This window comes from Propionispora sp. 2/2-37 (assembly GCF_001298735.1).
Lineage (GTDB): Bacteria > Bacillota > Negativicutes > Propionisporales > Propionisporaceae > Propionispora.
Map to the genome: position 1 here is coordinate 86865 of NZ_CYSP01000008.1, position 20374 is coordinate 107238.

A 20374-nucleotide genomic window follows, 5' to 3' on the forward strand; every position below is an offset into this window, starting at 1 on the left:
CCATTCGTCATGTTTTGATGGACACTAGATATCGCCTCCCCTGTTGGCAATCACCTGTTTGTACCAAGTGAAAGACAGCTTCTTTTTTCTTGCTAAATGATTTTGCTGGTCTACGTAAATAAACCCATATTGTTTTTTGAAGCCGTTCAACCAGCTTAGCAAGTCAATAACTGACCACGCATAATATCCTTTCAGATGAATGCCTTCCCGGATGCCCTGTTTTACAGCCTTCAGATGCTCTTCAATGTACTGGATTCTCGCCACATCAACAATTTCACCGTTTTCAATCGGGTCCTGATCACCCAGTCCATTTTCCGTGATATATAATTTTATATCACCGTAAGCAGCTTTTAACATCCTAAGTCCGTCCAGGAATCCTTCGGGCGAAATTTCCCAACCCCATTTGGTATACTTTTTGTCTTCCATACGAACGGTTTTATACACTCCGTCAAAAGAAACCTTTCCCGGAGCACCGGTAACCGCTTCGCGTGATGCCGGTCCGGACTCGGCGTCTGGATCATGTTTTATAACCCGTTGCGGCTGATAGTAATTCAAACCGATAAAATCGTTTTTAGGCGCTGCCCACTTGAGAAAACTTAATTCTTCCGGCGTCCAGTCCGGCTCCCAGCCTTTTTCCCGGATCCGTCTGACCACATATTCCGGGTAAGCCCCTTTTAGAACCGGATCATAAAACCAGGCCAGCGAATATTGATTGGCATGATAGGCTGCTTCCTCATTTTCCGGTTTATCGTCAACCGGAAAAGCGGGAGAAAATACATGGGTAATGCCAATCTCACCATACTGTTTGAGCTTCTTATATTCTTCCACCGCCCGGGCATGGGCCACAAAAACATTATGAGTAGCCTGGAAATAGCGTTTGGGGTCGTTGCTGATTCCCGGCGGATGAGCTCCGTCAAGATAACCCAACGAACAAAAAACGATCGTCTCGTTAAAGGTAATCCAGTGCTTAACCCTGTCGCCAAAGGCCTTAAAACAAGCCGTTGCATATTTGACAAACGCGTCTACCGTTTTTTTGTTGGTCCAACCGCCAGCCTCCTCCAGCACTTGCGGTAAATCCCAGTGGTACAGGGTAACAAAGGGCACAATGCCATAATCGAGGCATTCATTGATTAAATGATTGTAAAACTCCAGTCCTTTGGGATTGATTTCCCCGTTGCCATCGGAAATGATCCGGGGCCAGGAAACCGAAAAACGATACGATTCCAGCCCCATCTCGGCCATAAGTTTGATATCCTCTTTATAGCGATGGTAATGATCGACGGCCACATCACCATTGGTGCCTTCAAAAGTTTTGCCGGGAATTTTAGAAAATACATCCCAGTTGGAAACACCCTTTCCGTCTTCATTCCATGCTCCTTCAACCTGATACGCCGCGGAAGCCGCTCCAAAAAGAAAATCGTGTGGAAACCGCATTTCTTCAACTCCTTTTAGAAAATCGCTGCATGATGTCTATTTACCAATGAGCTTCAACGCCTGATTGAGTACCTTTTTTCCATTCATCATTCCATAATCAGCCGTATTAATCACATCCACCGGAATGCCTTTGGGTTCACAAATAGCTTTAATTTTCCCCAGAGCAAACTTAATCTGAGGTCCCAGCAATACTACGTCAAGTCCGTCCAGTTGTTTGGTCAGTTGCGCTTCCGGATAAGCATCAATGGCTATGTCCTGACCGCTTTCCTCGGCAGCCTTTCTCATTTTCGAAACCAGCATGCTGGTAGACATACCGGCGTTACAAAATAAAGCAATTTTAATCATTGGTTATGCCCCCTTAATTGATTTTATCTGTCAGAACATTGACCTTTTTCATCAACTCAATCATTTCGATAATCAGATTTTTCTCTGAAATCGCCGTCATCAGATGATCCTGGGCGTGAACAAACAATATGGATATTGTGATGGGTTCGCCGCTGGCCTCCTTATGCAGCAGAGCGGTCTGTATCTCATGCGCTTTGCCGATGGCCTCATTAGCTTTATCCAGCAGTTCAGTAATATCTTTTTCTTCACAGCCCCCATCTCTTGCTTTTCGTAATGCTTCGTAAGCAAATGCCCGTGCTTCCCCGGAATTTATGATGATACTCATAACGATTTGCTCTATGTCTGTCATTTCAAATACCTCCTTTACCACATCTCGTGTCTTACTGTCATGTTTCATCCCTGCGGAACTAATCAATACATCACAGTAGTCGTTTCCTGCCGGTTTATATTGGATTGTATAAATTTTTCTTGCACTCATGATATACGCAATAATCGTGCCAAAACACTAAAGTGCTTAAATGGTAAGGCTTAGCAGACATAACCTGGTAAAAAAACCTATTAGTGTTTCGAATTGAGCTGTATAGTGTTTCAATTTTTATATTAAACACTGTATAGCTCAGTTTTGTTGTTTCATGTATAATACAATTAATTACATTTTCAATTGGGGGGCAGAACCTGATGAATAGAAAGGACTTAATCTATAAAGCCTTGCAGGACATGCCTGCCGGCGAGGGAATTGATGCCCAGAATTTAGCAGACATACTTAACATTGGCAGGGCAAATGTCAGCCATGAGTTGAATAACCTGTGTAAGGAGGGTAAAGTATACAAATCAACCGGCCGGCCTGTCCGTTTTTTTGTTGCCGGAAATAAAACGGCAACTGCCCAGGAAACGAAACTGGATAAACTGCGTAAAGACAATATCAGCCTTCAGCAGGCTTTGGAACAGGCTAAGGCGGCTATTCTCTATCCTCCCAAAGGAATGAACACGCTGATCTTAGGGGAAACCGGCGTCGGTAAGTCCATGTTTGCCGGACTGATGCATAACTATGCCGTGGAGATGGGGGTCAAACCGGGCGACTCCCCGTTCGTCACTTTTAACTGCGCCGACTACACCAACAACCCTCATCTGCTTACCGCACAGCTTTTTGGCGTTAAAAAAGGTACCTATACCGGTGCGGAAACGGATAAAACCGGCTTGATTGAAAAAGCCGGCGGCGGCATACTGTTTTTGGACGAAGTCCATCGTCTCCCCCCGGAAGGACAGGAAGCGCTGTTTACCTTCCTCGACACCGGGTATTTCCGGCGCATGGGTGATGATGAAACCCGGACTGCCGATGTCCTGATTATTTCGGCCACAACGGAAAATCCTAATTCCGCCCTGTTAAAAACATTTACCAGAAGAATTCCCATGATTATCACCATTCCCGCACTCCGGGAACGGACACTGGAAGAACGTCTGTCATTAATAAAGTACTTTTTCAAGCATGAAAGCATCCGGCTCAACAGGGATATTTACGTTTCCCTGAATACTATGCGGGCATTTCTCTCCTACAATTGCACCAATAATATCGGCCAGCTAAAAAGTGATATCCAGCTGGTTTGCGCCAAAGCCTACTCTGAATTCCTGACAAACATTAGAGAAGATGTCCGGATCAACAGCCGCAGCCTGCCGATGCATATCAGAGAGGGCTTGTATAAGGAAAAAGAACATCGCATTCTATGGAACAAGCTGGTCAGTGAAGATATTGAATATTTCAAATTCGGCTGCTCCAGCGATTTGCCCTGGGAGTCCAGAACCGAAAGCAAAACGATTTATGATTTCATTGAAGAAAAACTGGAAAAGCTCAAAGCCCGGGGTATTTCGGATATTGATATTGAGAATATTTTGGAAAAGGATATCACCCGTTATTTTGAGAAATATATCAGCGGAATCTCCGAGGAAATCAACAAAAAAAATCTGTTGAATATTTTAGGGGAAGATGCTCTGGATTTGATCGACAAAGTAGTATATCACATGGTCACCACGCTGAAAAGAAATGTAAACCACAATGTGTATACCGCACTGGCACTGCATATCAATACGTTGATTAACCGGGTCTCGAATAATAAAAACATTGTCAATCCGCAGCTGGGCAAAATGAAACAGCTGTATCCCGAAGAATTCAGGGCGGCACTGGAAGCCACCGCCTTGATTCAGGATTACCTGCACCGCCCGATCCCGGAAGATGAAGCCGGCTATCTGACTATTTTCCTGGTTCCGGAGGAGCAGTACAATAAACAGTATATTGATAAAGTGAAGATCATACTGATTGCCCACGGCAAATCAACAGCCACCTCCATGGCCGAAGTGGCCAACGAACTGCTGGGTGAAAATTATGTGATTGCCATCAACTCCCCGATCGAAGTAAAACCCGCTGTGGTATTGGAAGAATTGCGCAGAGTGATTAAACAGAATTTCAATACCAGCGGCTACTTGCTGCTGGTGGATATGGGATCGTTAACCACCTTCGCCGAAATCATGGAAAAAGAGTTCAGAGTCCCTATCAAGGTCTTTCCCCTGACTTCCACCCTGCATGTAATTGAGGCTACCCGGAAAGCATTGCTCGGATTTTCTTTGGATGAAATCTACAAAGACGTTCTCCTCGTTAATTCGTATCTGGATAACAGCAAATTGCCGGTCAAATCCGGAGAAAAACAAAAAATAGCCATCGTTACCGCCTGTTTAACCGGCGAGGGCGGTTCGGTGGCCATCAAAAGCTTTTTGACCAACCACCTGAAATTTGACAAAGATCTTTTTGAAGTGATTCCCCTGAACTGCCTTGATAAAAAATATTTTAAAGAACAGCTCCTGAAGCTGCAGGAGAAGCAGGAAATACTGTTTCTCGTTTCTTCGTTCGCTATTGACCTGGACATTAAACAGTATAATATGTACGATGTCATCAGCATGAAGGTGCTGGGCCAGTTGCAGGAAACGCTGGACAATAAATCCGCCCTGTTAAAAATGGGCTTAATCCTCAAAGAAAATATTGAGAATTTTGACGGAGAAGCATTATATGGCGATATTGTCCATGTCATCAAACGGATGGAAGCCAAGTTGTCGGTCAAATTAAGCGATGAAAGCCTGATCGGGCTCATCCTGCATCTGGGTTTTACCATCAGCCGTCTAAAGAAGGGGAAAAGTTCTATCAGTTATCCTGATAGAGAAGCTTTCATCAACCAAAATCCGGAGGTATACACCGTTGTAAAAGAAAACTTTATTTTTCTATATAATAAATATTTTATTGAAATCACCGACAATGAAATATGCTATATCATGAACTTTTTCCCGAATGTAAACAGAAGTACGGAAATGTAAATAAGAAAACTTTCCGGCATCGTCTCAGGACAAGTGCCGGAAAGTTTTTTATTTACATTATTTTATGGCCTGTTGCCGGTCTGCCAAGTGAAATAAACCCTCCTCACAACAGGCCAAAACAGTAGTTTCCTGCCATGTTATACGGACAAACTTCTAATTTTCGTTACAATTTTTGCATATACCTCCTGCATATGCGGTTCCGGTGTGCACTGACTAACTGCGTCCATAGCCATCCACTTTACGGCACTATTTTCATCTTGTTTTACACAAAATGTTTCCGTCTCATTAACTTCCAGCAGATAGGCAACCGACAGGTGCAAATGGGCCGAAACATACTGTTGCCGCTTACAATGGCCTAAAACCGGCAGTATGTCCAATGAGAATATATCCGGTAATACCACACGGCAGTTTCGTACACCCGTTTCTTCCTTCAGTTCTTTTATTGCTACAGCCAGCAGGTTTTCTTCGCCGTCGGCATGTCCCCCCGGCCAGGACCAGGTTTTGTACACATTGTGATGGACCATTAACAGCTTATCCCGTTTTTTATTTACGGCACAAGCCGAACTGGTCACATGAACCAGTTCGTTTTTCCTGTTCAGTATATCCGGAAATATCGCCGCACAATGCAAAAACAGGTGCTGATCTTTTCTTTCCTGCTCAGTATAAGGTTGGTATTGCTCAATTGCTGCAAGCCAGGACAACAGCATCCCTCCATAAACGGTTATAAACAACAGAGCAGGGAAGCGGCCCTGAAAATCAGTCGGCTTCCCCTGCTCTCTATTCTGCAATATGAATACCGATTTCAAACATCCGGTTCCAGGGAAACGATACGGAAACCTTTTCCGGAGAAAACCATAAATGTTCTGCGGCAAACGCTCTTTCCCGTTTCTCAGCCTCAGTCGTCAATAATGGTTTTAGGTCATTGAGATAAACCAGGCTGCCATGCTTCGGATATACAATTTCTTCACTCAATGCTCTCCGGATATTGGCCTGGTAAGCCCAGTCATCCAGATAGCGCACCGCCAGCAGGCGTTTGCGCGCTTCGGCATCCATGGAACCCGCCAGCATACCCTGGCCAATGGTAAAGCCTACGGTATTTCCTGCCGTATTCCAGCCGGAATAGGAAGTTAATTTATCCAGAAGCTGGCGCCGCGATAATTCGGTCATTAAGGCATTATCGGCACCATTGCCAAAGGAGATATCCGCAACGGACACGTTTTTCCCGGCGGCGATCTGACTTTGAATGCCATCGACGAATTGTTTTATTTGCGGAGTTACCGCGGTAGTATTCTCGCGTGAGTCAGCCTCCGGGGTTTTTCCGTTGAACGGCGTATTCACCTGAATAATGAGATCCGGCTTTATCGGATTGCGAAACACGATGCCGCCTGCCGCAATAACATGAGCCGCAATGGATTGACCGATTTTTTGATCTTCATAAGTAGGGATACTGTCCTTGCCTACGCCGGGAGCATACTGAATCTGCACGATCGGAATCCGTCCGGTAAGATCATTAAAGGCTCTTGCCAGCATAACCATACTAAGCTGATCGGCTCCGGGGAAGGTCTGGAATTTCGTAGAAGGAATATCCGCGGCCAGGTTGCTTAAATCCCGCCCTTCTTTATGGCTTTGCGAATAAGGGGCGGTATCATCCCTGCCCAGCAGGAAAAAACGGAATAAACCCTGACGGACATTATCGATAAGACCGACATTTATAGCATAGTTCTTCTGACGACGGTCCATCCAATCCGTCAGTGCTTCCTGCGGAATTTTATTTTGTAAATCCGCCAGCAGTTTTTTTTCTTTCCTGCTTAGTCCCTCTACTTCGGATTTATCTCTCAACGCGGTAAGCTGAAAGATATCCCGGCCATAAGTCTCATAATAGGCTGGTTCCACGCCACCGGCACTGCCTTTTGGTGTCCGCTGCACAGTCGAATATACATACAGGCCCGCAAAAGGATGCTGTTTAGCGAGCTTTTTAAAATTATCCAGCCGTTCCTGTAAAACCTGCTCGGTAAACGAATGCGTGCGTGAATCGACCAGTCCGCCGTAAATCAGGGCATCTCCCGATAAGACCATAGCATCCGCCTGCCCGGCATGTTCTTCAACCCATTCCCAAAGTTTATCCGGGTCACCCTTTTTATCCCGGCCGGCAATCAATTCCTGCGGCGGTGCCAGTACCGTAAGTTTGGCCGCTGCTGCGGTATCCACCACATCTTCAAAACTTACCGGACGGTCATCCTGCGGCACATACAAAATTGTTTTGGCCTGGGCTGTCGAACTGCCCCAGACAAAGACCATTGCCAAAATTACTAGTATATACAGTTTGCCAGATTTCATTGCACCTGTTTCCTCCATTTGTTTTACTATTGTATTTATTACCCTTTTATCGCCGAGAATCCTGCCTGAACAGCCTGTAAATTTATGGTATGACCAATTATTCGGTTAACTGCAAAAAAATGTCAGTATAAAAACGGCAGCCCGTTAAAACGCTAAGATAAGATTTCTTAGCGCAGCGAATGTTGAAACAGGCATAGACACCATACTATTTTTGAGCTACAATGCCAATAGTATCCATTCTATCAGCCAAAGGATGAAGTACATGTTAGTACATGAGTTGGTTCTGCAGGGACAACAACAGGATATTGCTTTTTATCACCCGCAAAAACTGACCTATGGCGAACTGCGGCAGCAAATAGACCAATACCGTAACTATTTCTATGCCAGCGGTATCCGTGCCAATGAAAATATAGGCCTTTTTTCGCGGAATTCTGTTGAATATGTCTGCATTTACATGGCCCTGATCAGTTTAGGAGCCGTTGTTGTCCCGGTTAATTTTCAGCTTACCGAACATGAAACGGCCTATATAATACAGGACGCCCGGATTAAGCGGCTGGTCACCATGTCCCCGCTGGCGCTTGAGCTTTCGCTGAAACAACATGCCTATCATCAGCCGGTCACGCAATTCATCATTCCGGAAATTCAGCGTCAAATAACCACACGGGTCTATGCTCCTGCTCCGGAACCGGCACACCCCCTTGACCCGCACCATGACTGCACCATTATTTACACATCAGGAACCACGGGAAAACCCAAGGGAGCCATTCTCAGCCATGAAAATTTAACCAGTAATGCCCAGGCCTTCGGACAGATTCTGCCTATTGATCATCAGGATAACGTCTTGTGCGTTCTTCCCATGTATCATTGCTTTGCCTGGACCTGCGCCGTACTGAATCCATTGTTAAAGGGGGCCGGTATTACCGTACTGGAAACCTTTTCTCCAAAAGAAACGGCAGCAACGATAAAAAAACAGCAAGTAACCGTGATGTATGGTGTCCCGCCGATATACAGCCTGTTGTCCCGCTTGGATCAGCCGGCCGATTTGTCCAGTATCCGTTTCTTCGTTTCCGGCGGAGCCTCCCTGCCGGAAAAAGTCGCCAAACAGTTTGAAGAAGTTTATGGTACCGGCATTACGGAAGGATACGGTTTGTCCGAAGCATCACCGGTGGTAACCTTTAATCTGCCGGAAAAGCGCAAATACGGTTCGATCGGCAAAGCCCTGCCGGGAATTTCAGTAAAAATAATCAAAGAAAACGGCAAAACGGCTGACACCGGACAAATCGGCGAACTCATCACGAAAGGTCCCCATGTGATGAAAGGATACTTGAATTTGCCGGAACAGACAGCCCAAGCAATACGGCAGGGCTGGCTTTATACCGGGGACATTGCTTATCAGGATGAAGACGGCTATTTCTTTATTGTTGACCGGTTAAAAGACCTGATTATCAGCAACGGCGAAAATATTTATCCACGTGAAATTGAAGAACTGCTTTACACTTACCCCGGAATTATCGAAGCCGCCGTTATCGGCGTACCGGATAAGTTAAGAGGACAGGCCGTCCGTGCATATATTGTCATGAAGGAGGGCATCCTGCTTGACAAAAAAGCTGTCAAAGAATTTTTAAAAACCAGACTAGCCGCCTACAAAATCCCGCGGGACTTTGTCGTCGTAACTGCACTGCCGAAAACTCCGACCGGAAAACTCTTAAAAAGAGCGCTCCGCCAGGAAAGCACGGAATAAATATACGGTTCTTGCCGGAGCCGAAAAAAGAAAGGACGATAGGAATGAATGATAGACTGCTCGAAAAATACACCCGTTTGATTATCAAAACCGGTGTCAATCTGGAAAAAAACCAAGTTCTTGTGATTAACTCTCCTATTGAAAGTGCATCGTTTACCCGCTTGCTGGCGGAAACCGCCTACAAAGAAGGCGCCCGGGACGTCGTCATCAACTGGCGTGATGAACTGTTCAGCAAAATCCGTTACACCCATGCCCCGGAAGACATTTTTTCCGAATTTCCCGAATGGCAAAAGGAGTTTTACCTGTCCTACGTACGTCAGGGAGCCGCCTTTGTCAGCATTTCCGCATCTGATCCCGAGTTATTAAAAGACGTCGATCCCGGCCGGGTTGCCAAAGCCCAAAAAGCAAGCAGCACGGCCCTGCAGGAATACCGTGAACGTCTCATGAGCAACAAAAATACCTGGTGTGTGGTTTCGATTCCGACCAAATCCTGGGCAAAAAAAGTTTTTCCCGCCCTAAGTGAAGCAGAGGCTGTGGAACAACTTTGGAAATTGATTCTTAAAGTTGTCCGGGTAGATACCGATGATCCGGTAGCCGCCTGGGACAGGCATAAGCAGGATCTGCAGCAGCGTCTGGATTTCTTAAATACCCATAAGTTTAAAACATTGCACTATCGTAATGCTTTGGGGACCGACCTAACCATTGAACTGCCGGACAATCACCTCTGGCTGGGCGGCTCGGAGCACACCCCGGCGGGGCGCGAATTCGTGGCCAACATGCCGACCGAAGAAGTCTTTACCCTGCCGAAAAAAACCGGCATCAACGGTAAAGTAGTAAGTTCCAAACCGCTCAACTATAACGGCAACCTGATTGAAGATTTTTCACTTACCCTCAAGGATGGAAAAATAGTCGATTTTCAGGCCGCCAAGGGACAGGAAATACTAAAACATTTGATCAAAACCGATGAAGGCTCGTGCTATCTGGGTGAAGTGGCACTCGTTCCGTTTGATTCTCCGATATCCAATTCCAAAATTTTATTTTTCAATACACTGTTTGATGAAAATGCTTCCTGCCATTTAGCCATCGGCAAAGCCTATCCCGTCTGCATTCAGGGCGGTGAAAACCTGGCCAAGGAAGAACTGGCCGGTCTGGGAGTCAACGATTCGCTGGTCCATGAAGATTTTATGATCGGCACGGACGATCTGGAGATTACCGGCATGACCGCCGACGGAAAGAAGGTCCCCGTCTTCACGAAGGGTAATTTCGCTTTTTAAAAACCACAGAAGCCATGATACGAAAAAAGCGCCGAAAAGGCGCTTCTTTTTTATACTTGTGCTGCTTGGTCAGGAACGGCGGCGGCCAGCCACCTTGCTGATAATCATAACCGCAATCGAACCCAGTATAATTTTATCACTCAAAGAGATTTCGCTGCTTACAGGACGAAAAACAAAGTATACGACAACCATAATCACAAAAATAATATCGGATATTTTTATTTTCGGCATTCCGGCCAATCACCTCTTTCATCTTCTCATTCTTTTAATCATACCGTACCGTATCGAATTATTCAAAGATATTACCGGTTACGGATAAAAATCGCTTGCTTTCCGGTACTGATTGTTTTATCAATAATGTAAGTATTCAAAGAAAGTCCGTTCTATCAAAAAAGATCCTGCCAATAAACCATTGTCAGGATCTTTTCCTTGCCAAAAAACGCCAACCCTATATCTGTTCTCCCCGGTTATAGGTATAATCAAACTCTACATTGGAGATATTGTTGGCAACAATATCATCCTCTATCGGCTCAGGCAGCGTCCTGACCCCGCTGGCCGCATGAGTCCTGTATTTGCGGCGATTTTCGGTAAAATAGCCTCTTTCATTTGGCGCATAACCGGCTCTGGCTTTTTTCATAACCATCATCCCTTCTGCACTGTTTACTGGATAGTTTTAGTGTTTCATATTCTGCCGATAAATATTTAATCATCTTGTACCATTATCTAAAGCGCAGCAGCCAGTTAACCGGTAAAAACCGCATAATCAGCAGGCAGATGATGAGTTCGGGAATCAGGTAGGCCGCGTTAAATACGAACGAGTACCAATAGGGCGACATCCCTGCCGGTGCATAACTGGCAAAAAATACTACCCCCGATATATAGTGGCATACCAGCCGCCCCATGATAGCGACTACCGTCCCAAGCATAACCCGTTCCTTAAAATAACCGGCCAATCCAAGTACCATATAAGGCAGCGGATAATCAAACAGCACCTGGACCGGATGCAGAATATACGGATCCTGAATTAAATTCAGCAAGCCATACACAAAACCGGCCAAGTACCCAACCGCCGGTCCGTACCGGAAAGCCAGCAGTAATAAGGGAATCATGGCCCCCAGCGTCACACTGCCGCCCTGGGGCATGTGATAGAGCCGGAGTGTGTGCAAAACAACCGTCAGGGCAATGGCCAGCCCAATATGTACAACCAGCCGCGTGTCCATAGGAATTCGTTTTATGTATAGCAATGCCAGAACTAACACAATAAGCCCCACCAAAGCAAACGTACTTGCCGGATTCCCCAAAATCATTGAAACGTTGGTAACAAAAGTCGTTTCCATATAATCCTCTCCCTTTTTACGGCTTATGCCGTACCGGTAAAATAAACAGTTGCAAATAAAACCGCATCCCAGGATAAGGATGCGGTATACATTGTCGTACGCTTCCCTACGCTGGAATTACCCAGATCAGGTGAAGGGTTAATGAATTCCATTCATTTCTCAGCCACTAAGGCACCCCTAGCACTTGCTATTTACTTTTATGCTTATTCTATGTTGCCATACTTTATTTGTCAACTATGGCAAGAGTGATTATGGCAAACTGTTTTGCTGCCAATGCAGATAGACCCCCAACACGCCGCCGGCTACCGACACCGTAATTTCCGCAGCATGGTCAAGCGGCCGGTTGCTAATCGCATACGGGAAATCATGCTGTAAACTAACGTTGTTTAACGGCCAGCGGACACCATCAATTGTTACGCCGGAGCATTCGGCCGATAAGGGCAGCAATGAAATAACATCCGGCCTGACAGCTGCTGCCAGCCGTAAGGAATCCGCCCCTTTTAACAGTATCAGCGCTTCCGTTTCATCTACGGCACAGCACCTTTGTATACCGTAAACGTCACAGCCTTTGAGTGAAAAAATATTACTGAAGGTGTGATCAAAACGGCCTCCCCACACGCCGGTGATGACTACCGCAGCTTGTTTATATTCTGCACCTATGGTCTGTAGCGCCAACTGCAAATCCGTTAAATCTTTTTCTGGCGGATAAAGGTCTGCAGGAATTCCCTGCTTCCGGGCCCATTCTATCGCTTCCGAACGGGCGCTGTCCCCATCGCCAATCAGCCGTTCAGGGATTACATTACTTTCCCGGCAGACATCAAGGCCACGATCTGCGCACCAGACGGAAAAGCGGGAAGCAGCCTGAAGCAGCCACTCCTTTGCCGGCGGCCGCCCCCCGGCAACCAGCAAAACCTGAGTTTCTGGCAGCTCTTTTGCAAAAGAACAGCGCAAGTGCGGCAATACCAAAGAATTATTCATTCCATCGATCTCTCCCATTAGCTTTCAAGCTAATCATTGCTATCGTACCATGAAACTGCCCGGGAGCACAATCTTCCTGCTGAACTGCCCGTGGCAGCTCGCCGGACCGGTTTGTTATTTGCTGTCCAAAGATTTATTCCGGCATACCATTTCACAATACGCATCACCATCCAGCACATTTTTCAGTGTAACCATGTTGCTGTCAGGGTGAAACTCCTGATACTTTGCCTGATCAATATAACAGTAAAGCCGTCCCAGTTCAGCAAAATCCTTTTCCTGCCAGACTTCGGCAAACGGACAATAGGTAATCTTGACATGGGTATCGTTCTCAGCTTGCTCCGCTTTTTCCATGTCCCAGCCCAGTGAAGGTAAATCCGGCAATTTACCATAATTCTGCGGTATATGCTCATATCCGGCCGCCAGGACTTTACCCTTCTGCTGTTCACCCCGTTCTTTTCCCAAAGCCCAAATGGCTTTACCGATAATTTCTTTTGCCTTTTCTTTGCCGACTGTGTCTGCCATTTCGCGGCTCAAGTGATAATAAAGCGCCGCCATCATACGTCCCATCTGCCGGACTTGAGCCGCCGCTTCCTGCTTCGTAATCAACTCTTCCGCCATGTTAAATCCCCCCGCCCGCATCATTATAACCCAGGTAAGCTTGTTGTACTTTGGGATCGTTCAGCAGATCCCGGGCTGCCCCTGCCAAAAGCACCTTGCCTGATCCGATAACATAACCCCGGTCGGCAATGCTTAATGCCATCGTGGAGTTTTGTTCGACAAGCAGGATGGAAATTCCCGTATCATTCAGCTTTTCTATTAAAGAAAATATACTTTGTACCAGTTGCGGCGCCAGTCCCAGAGATGGTTCATCCAGAAACAGCAGCGTTGGTTTACCCATTAAGGCCCGGGAAATAGCCAGCATTTGCTGTTCCCCGCCGCTAAGCGTCCCACCCTTTTGCCTGCGCCGTTCTTTCAAAATCGGAAAGAGCTTAAATTGTTCTTCCAGGGTTATTGCTACCGCCCGGCGGTCCCGCTGCAAAAAAGAACCCATTTTAAGATTTTCTTCCACGGTAAGATCCGGAAATATCCACCTGCCCTCGGGAACTAACGCTATCCCGCGCGCTAAAGCATGGGACGGCGTATAGGCGGATATGTCGTTGCCGTCAAAAATAATCTTACCGGACCTTTTTTTTATTAACCCCACAATGCTTTTCAAAGTAGTTGATTTACCGGCTCCGTTGGAACCGATGAGCGTAACCAGCTCGCCTTTGCCTACCTCCAGGTCAATACCGTGAATCGCCTGCACGTTACCATACCAGGCCTGCAGGTTCTTTACGCTTAGCATGTTATACCCCCTTTCCCAGATATTCAGCAATAACACGCGGATTTTCCTGCACTTCCTGCGGTGTCCCTTCCGCAATCTTTTGTCCGTGAGCCAGCACGGTGATTCGATCCGAAACCGACATCAAGAGACTCATGTCGTGCTCGACAAGAATAATCGTAATCCCCATATCGCGGATTTCACGGATACGTTCCATTAACTTTTTTACTTCCGACTCGTTTAGACCTGCTGCCGGTTCGTCCAGCAGTAACAAACGCGGTTTCATCGCCAAAGCCCGGGCAATCTCCAGTCGCCGCTGATCGCCATAAGACAGGTTTTTCGCCTCTTCCTGCGCCACATCCCGAAGTCCGAGCTTAGAGAGCAAATCCAGGCTGTGCTCTTCCACAAACTCCTCCTCCCGGCGGACTTTTCCCGTATTCAGGATGGAAGTGAGCCAATTGGCAAAAGTCCGCCGGTGAAAGCCCAGTTTTACATTATCCAGCACCGTCATCGAGGTAAACAGGCGAATATTTTGAAAGGTCCTGACAATGCCCAGGCCCACTCTTTCATCATTACGCAGGTGTATAGCCTCCTGCCCGTCAAAGACAAAGCTGCCGGAGGATGCCTTATAGTTCCCGGACAACACATTGAATAAGGTTGTCTTGCCCGCTCCGTTTGGTCCGATCAAGCCATGAATTTCACCGGCTTCCACCGTCATATCGATGTCCTTTAGAGCGACAAGGCCGCCAAAGGTTTTCGTAATTTTCCGTATCTCGATCAAAGACATGCCTTATCCCTCCTCCTTAGCGGCAAGCGCCTGTCTGTCTGCTAATTTCCTCCGGCGCACAAACCGCGGATACCAGCCGATCACTCCGGACGGCAACACCAGCACGATTAAGACAATGGTAAAGCCATAAATCAATTCCCGGTACTCCTGCAAAGAGCGGAACGCTTCCGGGATAACCACCAGAAGGAAGGCTCCGACAACCGCGCCGGTAAAATTGCCGATACCGCCAAGCGCAATCATGGCCAGTATGGCAAACGATTCATTCAGTCCAAAATTATCAGGGCTTACATACGTCAGATAGTGCGCAAAAAAGCTACCGGCCAGACCGGCAAAAAAGGTTGACAGGATAAAGGCTCCCACTTTGTAACGGGTCAGGTCAATACCTACCGACCGTGCCGCGATTTCATCATCACGAATGGCAAGCAGCGCACGTCCTGTCCGGCTGGAAATCAGTTGTTGAAAAACGATATAAGTAACAGCAGCCAGTACCAGAATGAACAGATAGTAATCCCGTGGCCGGCTGATGGCCATGCCAAACATTTCGGGAACCGGAATACCTGGCAAGCCGGCCGGTCCGCCGGTCAGCCAATCCAAATTAATAGCCAGCAAACGGACGATTTCGTTAAAACCCATGGTACCAATTGCCAAAAAGATTCCTTTCAGTCGTAATGCCGGATAGGCAACCAGCCCGCCAATCAATGCGGCAGCCACGCCGCTAAGAACAAACGCAAGAATGAACGGCAGTTCCAGCTTCAGCGTCAGCAGAGCCGAAGCATAAGCGCCGATGCCATAAAAAGCGGCATGCCCTAAAGAAAAAAGTCCGGTACTGCCCAGCAGTAAATTCAGGCTGACGGCCAGCATGGAATAAATGCCCGCCATAGTCAGTACGTGAAAAACATATTGATCATCGACGATCAGCGGAATGGCCGCCAATACAATGACAGCCGTCCATAAACCAAAAGTGACTCGTTGCGGTCTCATTACACTTTTTCCTCCTCCACACGTCCCAGCAACCCGGAAGGACGAATCAATAGTACCGCAATCAGTACGGCAAACGCAATGACATCGCGGTAACCGGCGGAAATATACGCCACGGTTAAGCTTTCAATAAGGCCTAACAGTAACGACCCCAGCATTGCGCCGCTCACGCTGCCGATACCGCCCAATGTGGCTGCGGCCAGCGCCTTAAGGGAAATAATGACTCCCATCCGCGGATAAAAGGCGCCGTAGTATGCACCAACCAACAGTCCTGCAATCCCTGCCAGGGCAGAAGCCAAGGCAAAAGACAAGGCCACCACATGGTTGGTATTTACTCCCATCAATCCGGCTCCGTCAAAATGCATGGAAGTAGCACGCAGTGCCAGACCCCAGCGGGTTTTATGAATAAATAACTGCAGAGCTACCATGAGCAGCAGCGTCAAACCGATCACAATGATTTCGATTCCGGAAATCACGGTTCCTCCCAGATTAAAGGAATAAATGCCAATGTCATAAGGAAAGGCTTTGGTATCCGCTCCCGCCAGCAGCAGTACTCCGGCCTGCAAAATAATAGAAAAGCCAATGGTGATTAAGGCCGGCGAAAGCGCCGACCCCTCCCGGAACGGACGAAAAGCAATCCGTTCCGTCAGCAGCCCCAATACCAAAGACACCGCCATGGCAGCCAGCAGCCCTTCCAGAGGCCCAAGATGGAAGGCGGCGATGGCCGTTAAACCGGCAAAAGCCCCAACCATGAAAACTTCACCATGAGCAAAAGTGATCATCTTCAGTATGCCGCAAATCAGGGCAAAGCCCACTGCCAGCAGCGCATACATGCTGCCCAGCGTCAGGCCGTTAATCACTTGTTGCAATAGCATACTCCGGTCCTCCTTTTGTCTCCCGTTTATAAATTATAAGGAACAAATTTCCCCTCTTTTACGATAATAGGAAATAATTCCGGCTGGCTTAACTGCCGTGTCGGGCTGTAAGTAATATAATTTTGCGATGCAGCCGGAAAGTTTTGTGTTTTTGCCAGTTCATCACGCACTGATTTCCGCGTAATTTCACCCTGTTCAGCACTCTTTTCCGCAGCATTGGCAATCAACCGCAAGGCATCATAAGCCTGAACGGCAAAGGTATCCGGTTCGCTTGCCCCGTATTTTTCCTGATATTTTGCGGTGAAATGCTGCAGGGTTTCTCCGGGATTGCCTATATTAAACACGGATAAGGTCACCAACCCTTCGACGGCGTCGCCGCCAAGTGAAAGCAGGGCCGGTGAGTGGACGGAGGAGGAAGCGATAAAGGTGGCTTTAACCCCCAAATCCTTAGCCTGTTTCATAATCAACGCCGTATCGGTATAATAGGAACCCAGTATGATCACATCGGGATTCAGCTCTTTCACTTTTGTCAGCTGGGCTTTAAAATCTTTATCGGTGCTTAAATAGGCCTCGGTTGCCACCACTTCGGCCTGTTTTGCCGTGACCGCCTGTACGGCATTGTCCTTCACGGCTTTACCAAAGTCGGTATTGAGATAAAGTACGGCAACTCTTTTTGCTTTTAGCTTGTCCGTGGCCAGGTTAGCCATGGCAATGGCCTGATCAGCCTGGGTCGGGCAGAGCTGGAATACATAATCACCGTGTTTTGTCAGTTCCGGGTGTGACGGATTAAAAGCGAACTGAACCAAACCTGCTTTTTGATAAATCGGGGAGGCCGACCAGGTGGCATTTGTAGAAAAATCACCTAATTCGGCTATAATCCGTTCATCCTTCACAAATTTTTGGGCAATGCTGGCCGCCTGCTTCGGGTCAGCCTGGCTGTCTTCATAAATCAATTTAATCGGCCGCCCTTTGACTCCACCCTTGGCATTAATTTCTTCGGCAGCAATTTCCAGGCCCTTCTTCCACATGGCCCCGTATTCGGCCCCATCACCGCTGAAAGGCCCGGCAACGCCTACATAAAGCGCATTGTCTCCTTCTGTTTTCACTCCCTGAGAACCGCCGCAGCCACCCAATACTACGGCTATGATTACTGTCATCACCAGCAGCAGACCATAACGAATCCGTTTCACATTTATCATCCTTTACTGCTTTATTTTGAATTTATAAAACTGTTAGACATTTACCCTGTCTTTAAATTCTGGCATATACGACTTCCGGCAGTCCCAGCCGTTTCGGCGGCGCCGGATTCTGATCGGGATAGCCGACATCCACGTAGGTCACTACTTTAATATACTCTGGAAGTTCGAAGCGTTTGTTCAGCCTTTTAATCATATCTTCCGTATTAAAGGTGAGCCAGACACCGCCCAGGCCATAGGCATGGGCGGCCAGCACAATATTCTGAGCCGCCGCACCGCAATCCAGCAAACGGTTTTTAACCGGCATAAGCGCATTGGCCCGGTACACCCGTTCATCCTGCAGCAGTACGATATGGATCGGTCCTCCCGGGATATCGCTGCCTTTAAACAACCCGGGTTCATTTTTCTCCCGTATCACCAGATAACGAACCGACTGCAAATTGCAGGAATGGGCTGCCCACAAGCCTGCCTGCAACAGCTTATCAATCACCTCATCCGGTACTTCACGGTCTGTCCAATGCCGGACTGAACGCCGTTCATACAGAATGTTTTCGAAGCTTTTGATTTCCTGGGCCGTAGGCCAGTGTGGCGCAAACTCGTCTAAATTGACCGCTGACCCGGCTTGCACCTGTTCTGCGAACTGCAGAACCTGCTGCCCCCAGGAATAATCAGCCGCATCGGTCGGTAATCCGCGCTCCTGCCAAATGCCAATTAATTCTTTTACCGTATCGGTCTGCCTGGCGGAAAGTTTTTTCCCATAATACAATGCCGAATAGGTTTGTATTTCCAGGGTATGATGCACTCGTTCCCGGAATCTTGCCCGGAATTCCGCCTCGTCCATCGTTAGATACTCCTGCCTTGTAATGTTTGCCATACCATATCCCCCTTATTATTGTTTTTTCATTTTCATCTCAGGTTTTTCATGTATTGCACCGGCATTTTGCAAGAAAATGCAAAAAAGCCGCGCAGAATCATCTCTGCCCAGCCTTCAGTTTTCTGATTAGCGTGGAGAAATAGTTTTTATTAAAATAGTTTATTGCGAAGAAGTTTTGTGTAACGACTGTTCATATTTTTCCAGAAAATCTTTTAAAAAATTGAGTTCGGCCTGACTGGCATTTTCCAGGAGTTTACTCACAACCGCATTATAGGAATCATGATTGCGTTTATGACCCCGGTACGCCGTTTCGCCCCTTGGAGTAAGACGCAGGATCACCTTCCGGCTATTACCGGGATCGGCTTCCTTACTGACAACCCCTTTTTTTTCCAGGCGCATAATCATCTGGGACACCGCCCCCCTCGTTACGCCCAGTCTGCGGGCGATCGCCGCAAGATGAAGCTCTTGATTTTCTTTAATAAACTGAACCATATGAATCTCGGAATGGTACAAAAGCGTATCGGTATCAAAATAATTCACCCTGGCATCTTTTTCATAAAATCCAGCTATGATATTTAAAAGCAACTGGCTGATTTCCAGCTTGTCATCCATCATATATAATATTGTATAGCTACTATACAATATTGTCAATCCCTGTCGAAAATAAAAATATTCCAGCATACCAACTTACCGCGAATTTTATCGGTAACGGCTATATGGCTTTCAACTTTCCCTTAAACTCCGCCGCTGACGGCAGACAGTCCGTCACCCACCAGGGAGAATGCCGGTCAAGTTCCTCCCGGGAATAGCCTCCGGTTGCCACGCCAATAGTGAAGGCGCCGATTGCTTTTCCGCATTGAATGTCGTTCGGGGTATCACCAATGACAAAAATCCGGTTATCCGCCGCCTCGCCGTAACAGGCGCGTACATTTTCCAGCGCCTGCCTGGCTATATCCACACGCCTAAAGTATGGACCGCAAAAGGCGCTGGCTTCAAAATCAAAATAGTGAGACAGTGCAAAGTGGGCCATTTTTATTTCCGCCCCCGTCCTACTGTTGCCCGTCAGAAGCAGCAGTTGGTAGTCACTGTCCTGATATAAGCTTTCCAGAATTCCGGCAATCGACGGCAGCAGCCAGCCTTTCCTTTGCCGCAGGTGCCCGGCCAGCAATTGTTCATAACGGCTGGTTAGAGAATCAATTTCTACTGCCAGCGCCTCTCTTCCCAGTACTTGCTGAATAATTTGAGCAGCGATGTAATTATCCGTCATTCCCGCTGATTCAATCTGGGTAAAATCAAAACTTTTCTGCCATAATTCAAAAGCGGCTTCTTCCAGAGCCAGCAACCCTGCCCGGGAGGTACGAATCAAGGTACCGTCAATATCCCAAAACACAATATTCATAATAGCACTGCTCCTTCCCGTATCCTTGACATTATTAACAAAGGCAAAACTTCTTTATGAAAAAGGACAAAGTTTTGCCTTCAGTTTTTCTGGCCGGCTATCGGCGCTCAGCCGGTTATTTTGTATCTGAACCTTTCGGTG

The 20374-nt window shown here is 47.2% G+C and carries 21 protein-coding genes and 1 riboswitch; of the genes, 3 read left to right on the forward strand and 18 right to left on the reverse strand.

Going from position 1 to position 20374, the window contains the following annotated elements; all coding sequences use genetic code 11:
• Positions 1-24 precede the first annotated feature (24 nt).
• Genes P22_RS10115 through P22_RS10125 form a run of 3 tightly spaced genes read right to left on the reverse strand, consistent with a single transcriptional unit; the run spans position 25 to position 2128 of the window.
• A complete protein-coding gene (locus P22_RS10115; RefSeq protein WP_054260113.1) occupies positions 25-1434 on the reverse strand; it encodes a GH1 family beta-glucosidase in 1410 nt (469 codons plus the stop codon).
• Positions 1435-1470: 36 nt separating this feature from the next.
• On the reverse strand, positions 1471-1779 hold the full coding sequence (locus tag P22_RS10120; RefSeq protein WP_054260114.1) for a PTS sugar transporter subunit IIB: 309 nt from the start codon (positions 1777-1779) through the stop codon (positions 1471-1473).
• A 13-nt stretch (positions 1780-1792) separates the two neighbouring features.
• Positions 1793-2128 (reverse strand): PTS lactose/cellobiose transporter subunit IIA, encoded by a 336-nt coding sequence (locus tag P22_RS10125; protein ID WP_054260115.1) that lies wholly within the window; start codon positions 2126-2128, stop codon positions 1793-1795.
• 329 nt (positions 2129-2457) lie between these two features.
• Here P22_RS10125 and P22_RS10130 point away from each other — a divergent pair, with 329 nt between their 5' ends.
• Positions 2458-5136, forward strand: coding sequence for a sigma 54-interacting transcriptional regulator (locus tag P22_RS10130; protein WP_054260116.1), 2679 nt, complete (start codon positions 2458-2460; stop codon positions 5134-5136).
• Positions 5137-5273: 137 nt separating this feature from the next.
• On the opposite strand, the gene P22_RS10135 is transcribed toward P22_RS10130, so the two are convergent.
• Positions 5274-5837: an NUDIX hydrolase gene (locus P22_RS10135; protein ID WP_054260117.1), complete on the reverse strand. Its 564-nt coding sequence runs from the start codon at positions 5835-5837 to the stop codon at positions 5274-5276.
• A 76-nt stretch (positions 5838-5913) separates the two neighbouring features.
• Positions 5914-7473 carry a DUF4127 family protein gene (locus P22_RS10140; protein ID WP_054260118.1) on the reverse strand — a complete coding sequence of 520 codons (1560 nt, stop codon included), beginning with the start codon at positions 7471-7473 and terminating at the stop codon, positions 5914-5916.
• 262 nt (positions 7474-7735) lie between these two features.
• Here P22_RS10140 and P22_RS10145 point away from each other — a divergent pair, with 262 nt between their 5' ends.
• Together P22_RS10145 and P22_RS10150 are read left to right on the forward strand one after the other, a co-directional pair.
• On the forward strand, positions 7736-9214 hold the full coding sequence (locus P22_RS10145; RefSeq protein ID WP_054260119.1) for a class I adenylate-forming enzyme family protein: 1479 nt from the start codon (positions 7736-7738) through the stop codon (positions 9212-9214).
• 44 nt (positions 9215-9258) lie between these two features.
• On the forward strand, positions 9259-10488 hold the full coding sequence (locus P22_RS10150) for an aminopeptidase (protein ID WP_054260120.1): 1230 nt from the start codon (positions 9259-9261) through the stop codon (positions 10486-10488).
• A 69-nt stretch (positions 10489-10557) separates the two neighbouring features.
• Here P22_RS10150 and P22_RS20520 read toward each other — a convergent pair whose 3' ends face one another.
• From P22_RS20520 to P22_RS10210, 13 genes are all read right to left on the reverse strand, one after another.
• The gene (locus tag P22_RS20520; protein WP_156318923.1) at positions 10558-10719 is read right to left on the reverse strand and encodes a hypothetical protein; all 162 of its coding nucleotides are present in this window, start codon (positions 10717-10719) and stop codon (positions 10558-10560) included.
• 217 nt (positions 10720-10936) lie between these two features.
• Positions 10937-11125 (reverse strand): hypothetical protein, encoded by a 189-nt coding sequence (locus tag P22_RS10155; RefSeq protein WP_054260121.1) that lies wholly within the window; start codon positions 11123-11125, stop codon positions 10937-10939.
• An 82-nt stretch (positions 11126-11207) separates the two neighbouring features.
• Positions 11208-11825, reverse strand: coding sequence for an energy-coupled thiamine transporter ThiT (gene thiT, locus P22_RS10160; protein WP_054260122.1), 618 nt, complete (start codon positions 11823-11825; stop codon positions 11208-11210).
• Between the two features lie 86 nt (positions 11826-11911).
• Positions 11912-12014, reverse strand: a riboswitch (TPP riboswitch).
• A gap of 60 nt (positions 12015-12074) precedes the next feature.
• A complete protein-coding gene (locus P22_RS10165) occupies positions 12075-12803 on the reverse strand; it encodes a thiamine diphosphokinase (protein WP_054260123.1) in 729 nt (242 codons plus the stop codon).
• A 114-nt stretch (positions 12804-12917) separates the two neighbouring features.
• Positions 12918-13421, reverse strand: coding sequence for an L-2-amino-thiazoline-4-carboxylic acid hydrolase (locus P22_RS10170; protein WP_054260124.1), 504 nt, complete (start codon positions 13419-13421; stop codon positions 12918-12920).
• A 1-nt stretch (position 13422) separates the two neighbouring features.
• Positions 13423-14148, reverse strand: coding sequence for an ABC transporter ATP-binding protein (locus P22_RS10175; protein WP_054260125.1), 726 nt, complete (start codon positions 14146-14148; stop codon positions 13423-13425).
• Between the two features lies 1 nt (position 14149).
• Positions 14150-14911 carry an ABC transporter ATP-binding protein gene (locus tag P22_RS10180; RefSeq protein WP_054260126.1) on the reverse strand — a complete coding sequence of 254 codons (762 nt, stop codon included), beginning with the start codon at positions 14909-14911 and terminating at the stop codon, positions 14150-14152.
• Positions 14912-14914: 3 nt separating this feature from the next.
• Positions 14915-15892: a branched-chain amino acid ABC transporter permease gene (locus P22_RS10185; RefSeq protein WP_054260127.1), complete on the reverse strand. Its 978-nt coding sequence runs from the start codon at positions 15890-15892 to the stop codon at positions 14915-14917.
• Positions 15892-16764: a branched-chain amino acid ABC transporter permease gene (locus P22_RS10190; RefSeq protein WP_054260128.1), complete on the reverse strand. Its 873-nt coding sequence runs from the start codon at positions 16762-16764 to the stop codon at positions 15892-15894. The genes P22_RS10185 and P22_RS10190 overlap by 1 nt, the downstream gene beginning before the upstream one ends.
• Positions 16765-16790: 26 nt before the next feature.
• Positions 16791-17954, reverse strand: coding sequence for an ABC transporter substrate-binding protein (locus P22_RS10195; RefSeq protein WP_054260129.1), 1164 nt, complete (start codon positions 17952-17954; stop codon positions 16791-16793).
• Positions 17955-18015: 61 nt separating this feature from the next.
• Positions 18016-18834 carry a nitroreductase family protein gene (locus tag P22_RS10200; RefSeq protein WP_054260130.1) on the reverse strand — a complete coding sequence of 273 codons (819 nt, stop codon included), beginning with the start codon at positions 18832-18834 and terminating at the stop codon, positions 18016-18018.
• A gap of 159 nt (positions 18835-18993) precedes the next feature.
• On the reverse strand, positions 18994-19515 hold the full coding sequence (locus tag P22_RS10205; RefSeq protein ID WP_216598062.1) for a MarR family winged helix-turn-helix transcriptional regulator: 522 nt from the start codon (positions 19513-19515) through the stop codon (positions 18994-18996).
• Between the two features lie 31 nt (positions 19516-19546).
• Positions 19547-20233, reverse strand: a complete 687-nt coding sequence (locus P22_RS10210; protein ID WP_054260131.1) for an HAD family hydrolase — start codon at positions 20231-20233, stop codon at positions 19547-19549.
• Positions 20234-20374 lie beyond the last annotated feature (141 nt).

Bases quoted from the DNA above. Each gene is read 5' to 3' on its own strand.
- P22_RS10115 (WP_054260113.1), bottom strand. From the start codon at position 1,434: ATGCGGTTTCCACACGATTTTCTTTTTGGAGCGGCTTCCGCGGCGTAT.
- P22_RS10120 (WP_054260114.1), bottom strand. From the start codon at position 1,779: ATGATTAAAATTGCTTTATTTTGTAACGCCGGTATGTCTACCAGCATG.
- P22_RS10125 (WP_054260115.1), bottom strand. From the start codon at position 2,128: ATGACAGACATAGAGCAAATCGTTATGAGTATCATCATAAATTCCGGG.
- P22_RS10130 (WP_054260116.1), top strand. From the start codon at position 2,458: ATGAATAGAAAGGACTTAATCTATAAAGCCTTGCAGGACATGCCTGCC.
- P22_RS10140 (WP_054260118.1), bottom strand. From the start codon at position 7,473: ATGAAATCTGGCAAACTGTATATACTAGTAATTTTGGCAATGGTCTTT.
- P22_RS10145 (WP_054260119.1), top strand. From the start codon at position 7,736: ATGTTAGTACATGAGTTGGTTCTGCAGGGACAACAACAGGATATTGCT.
- P22_RS10150 (WP_054260120.1), top strand. From the start codon at position 9,259: ATGAATGATAGACTGCTCGAAAAATACACCCGTTTGATTATCAAAACC.
- P22_RS20520 (WP_156318923.1), bottom strand. From the start codon at position 10,719: ATGCCGAAAATAAAAATATCCGATATTATTTTTGTGATTATGGTTGTC.
- P22_RS10155 (WP_054260121.1), bottom strand. From the start codon at position 11,125: ATGAAAAAAGCCAGAGCCGGTTATGCGCCAAATGAAAGAGGCTATTTT.
- thiT (WP_054260122.1), bottom strand. From the start codon at position 11,825: ATGGAAACGACTTTTGTTACCAACGTTTCAATGATTTTGGGGAATCCG.
- P22_RS10165 (WP_054260123.1), bottom strand. From the start codon at position 12,803: ATGAATAATTCTTTGGTATTGCCGCACTTGCGCTGTTCTTTTGCAAAA.
- P22_RS10170 (WP_054260124.1), bottom strand. From the start codon at position 13,421: ATGGCGGAAGAGTTGATTACGAAGCAGGAAGCGGCGGCTCAAGTCCGG.
- P22_RS10175 (WP_054260125.1), bottom strand. From the start codon at position 14,148: ATGCTAAGCGTAAAGAACCTGCAGGCCTGGTATGGTAACGTGCAGGCG.
- P22_RS10180 (WP_054260126.1), bottom strand. From the start codon at position 14,911: ATGTCTTTGATCGAGATACGGAAAATTACGAAAACCTTTGGCGGCCTT.
- P22_RS10185 (WP_054260127.1), bottom strand. From the start codon at position 15,892: ATGAGACCGCAACGAGTCACTTTTGGTTTATGGACGGCTGTCATTGTA.
- P22_RS10190 (WP_054260128.1), bottom strand. From the start codon at position 16,764: ATGCTATTGCAACAAGTGATTAACGGCCTGACGCTGGGCAGCATGTAT.
- P22_RS10200 (WP_054260130.1), bottom strand. From the start codon at position 18,834: ATGGCAAACATTACAAGGCAGGAGTATCTAACGATGGACGAGGCGGAA.
- P22_RS10205 (WP_216598062.1), bottom strand. From the start codon at position 19,515: ATGCTGGAATATTTTTATTTTCGACAGGGATTGACAATATTGTATAGT.
- P22_RS10210 (WP_054260131.1), bottom strand. From the start codon at position 20,233: ATGAATATTGTGTTTTGGGATATTGACGGTACCTTGATTCGTACCTCC.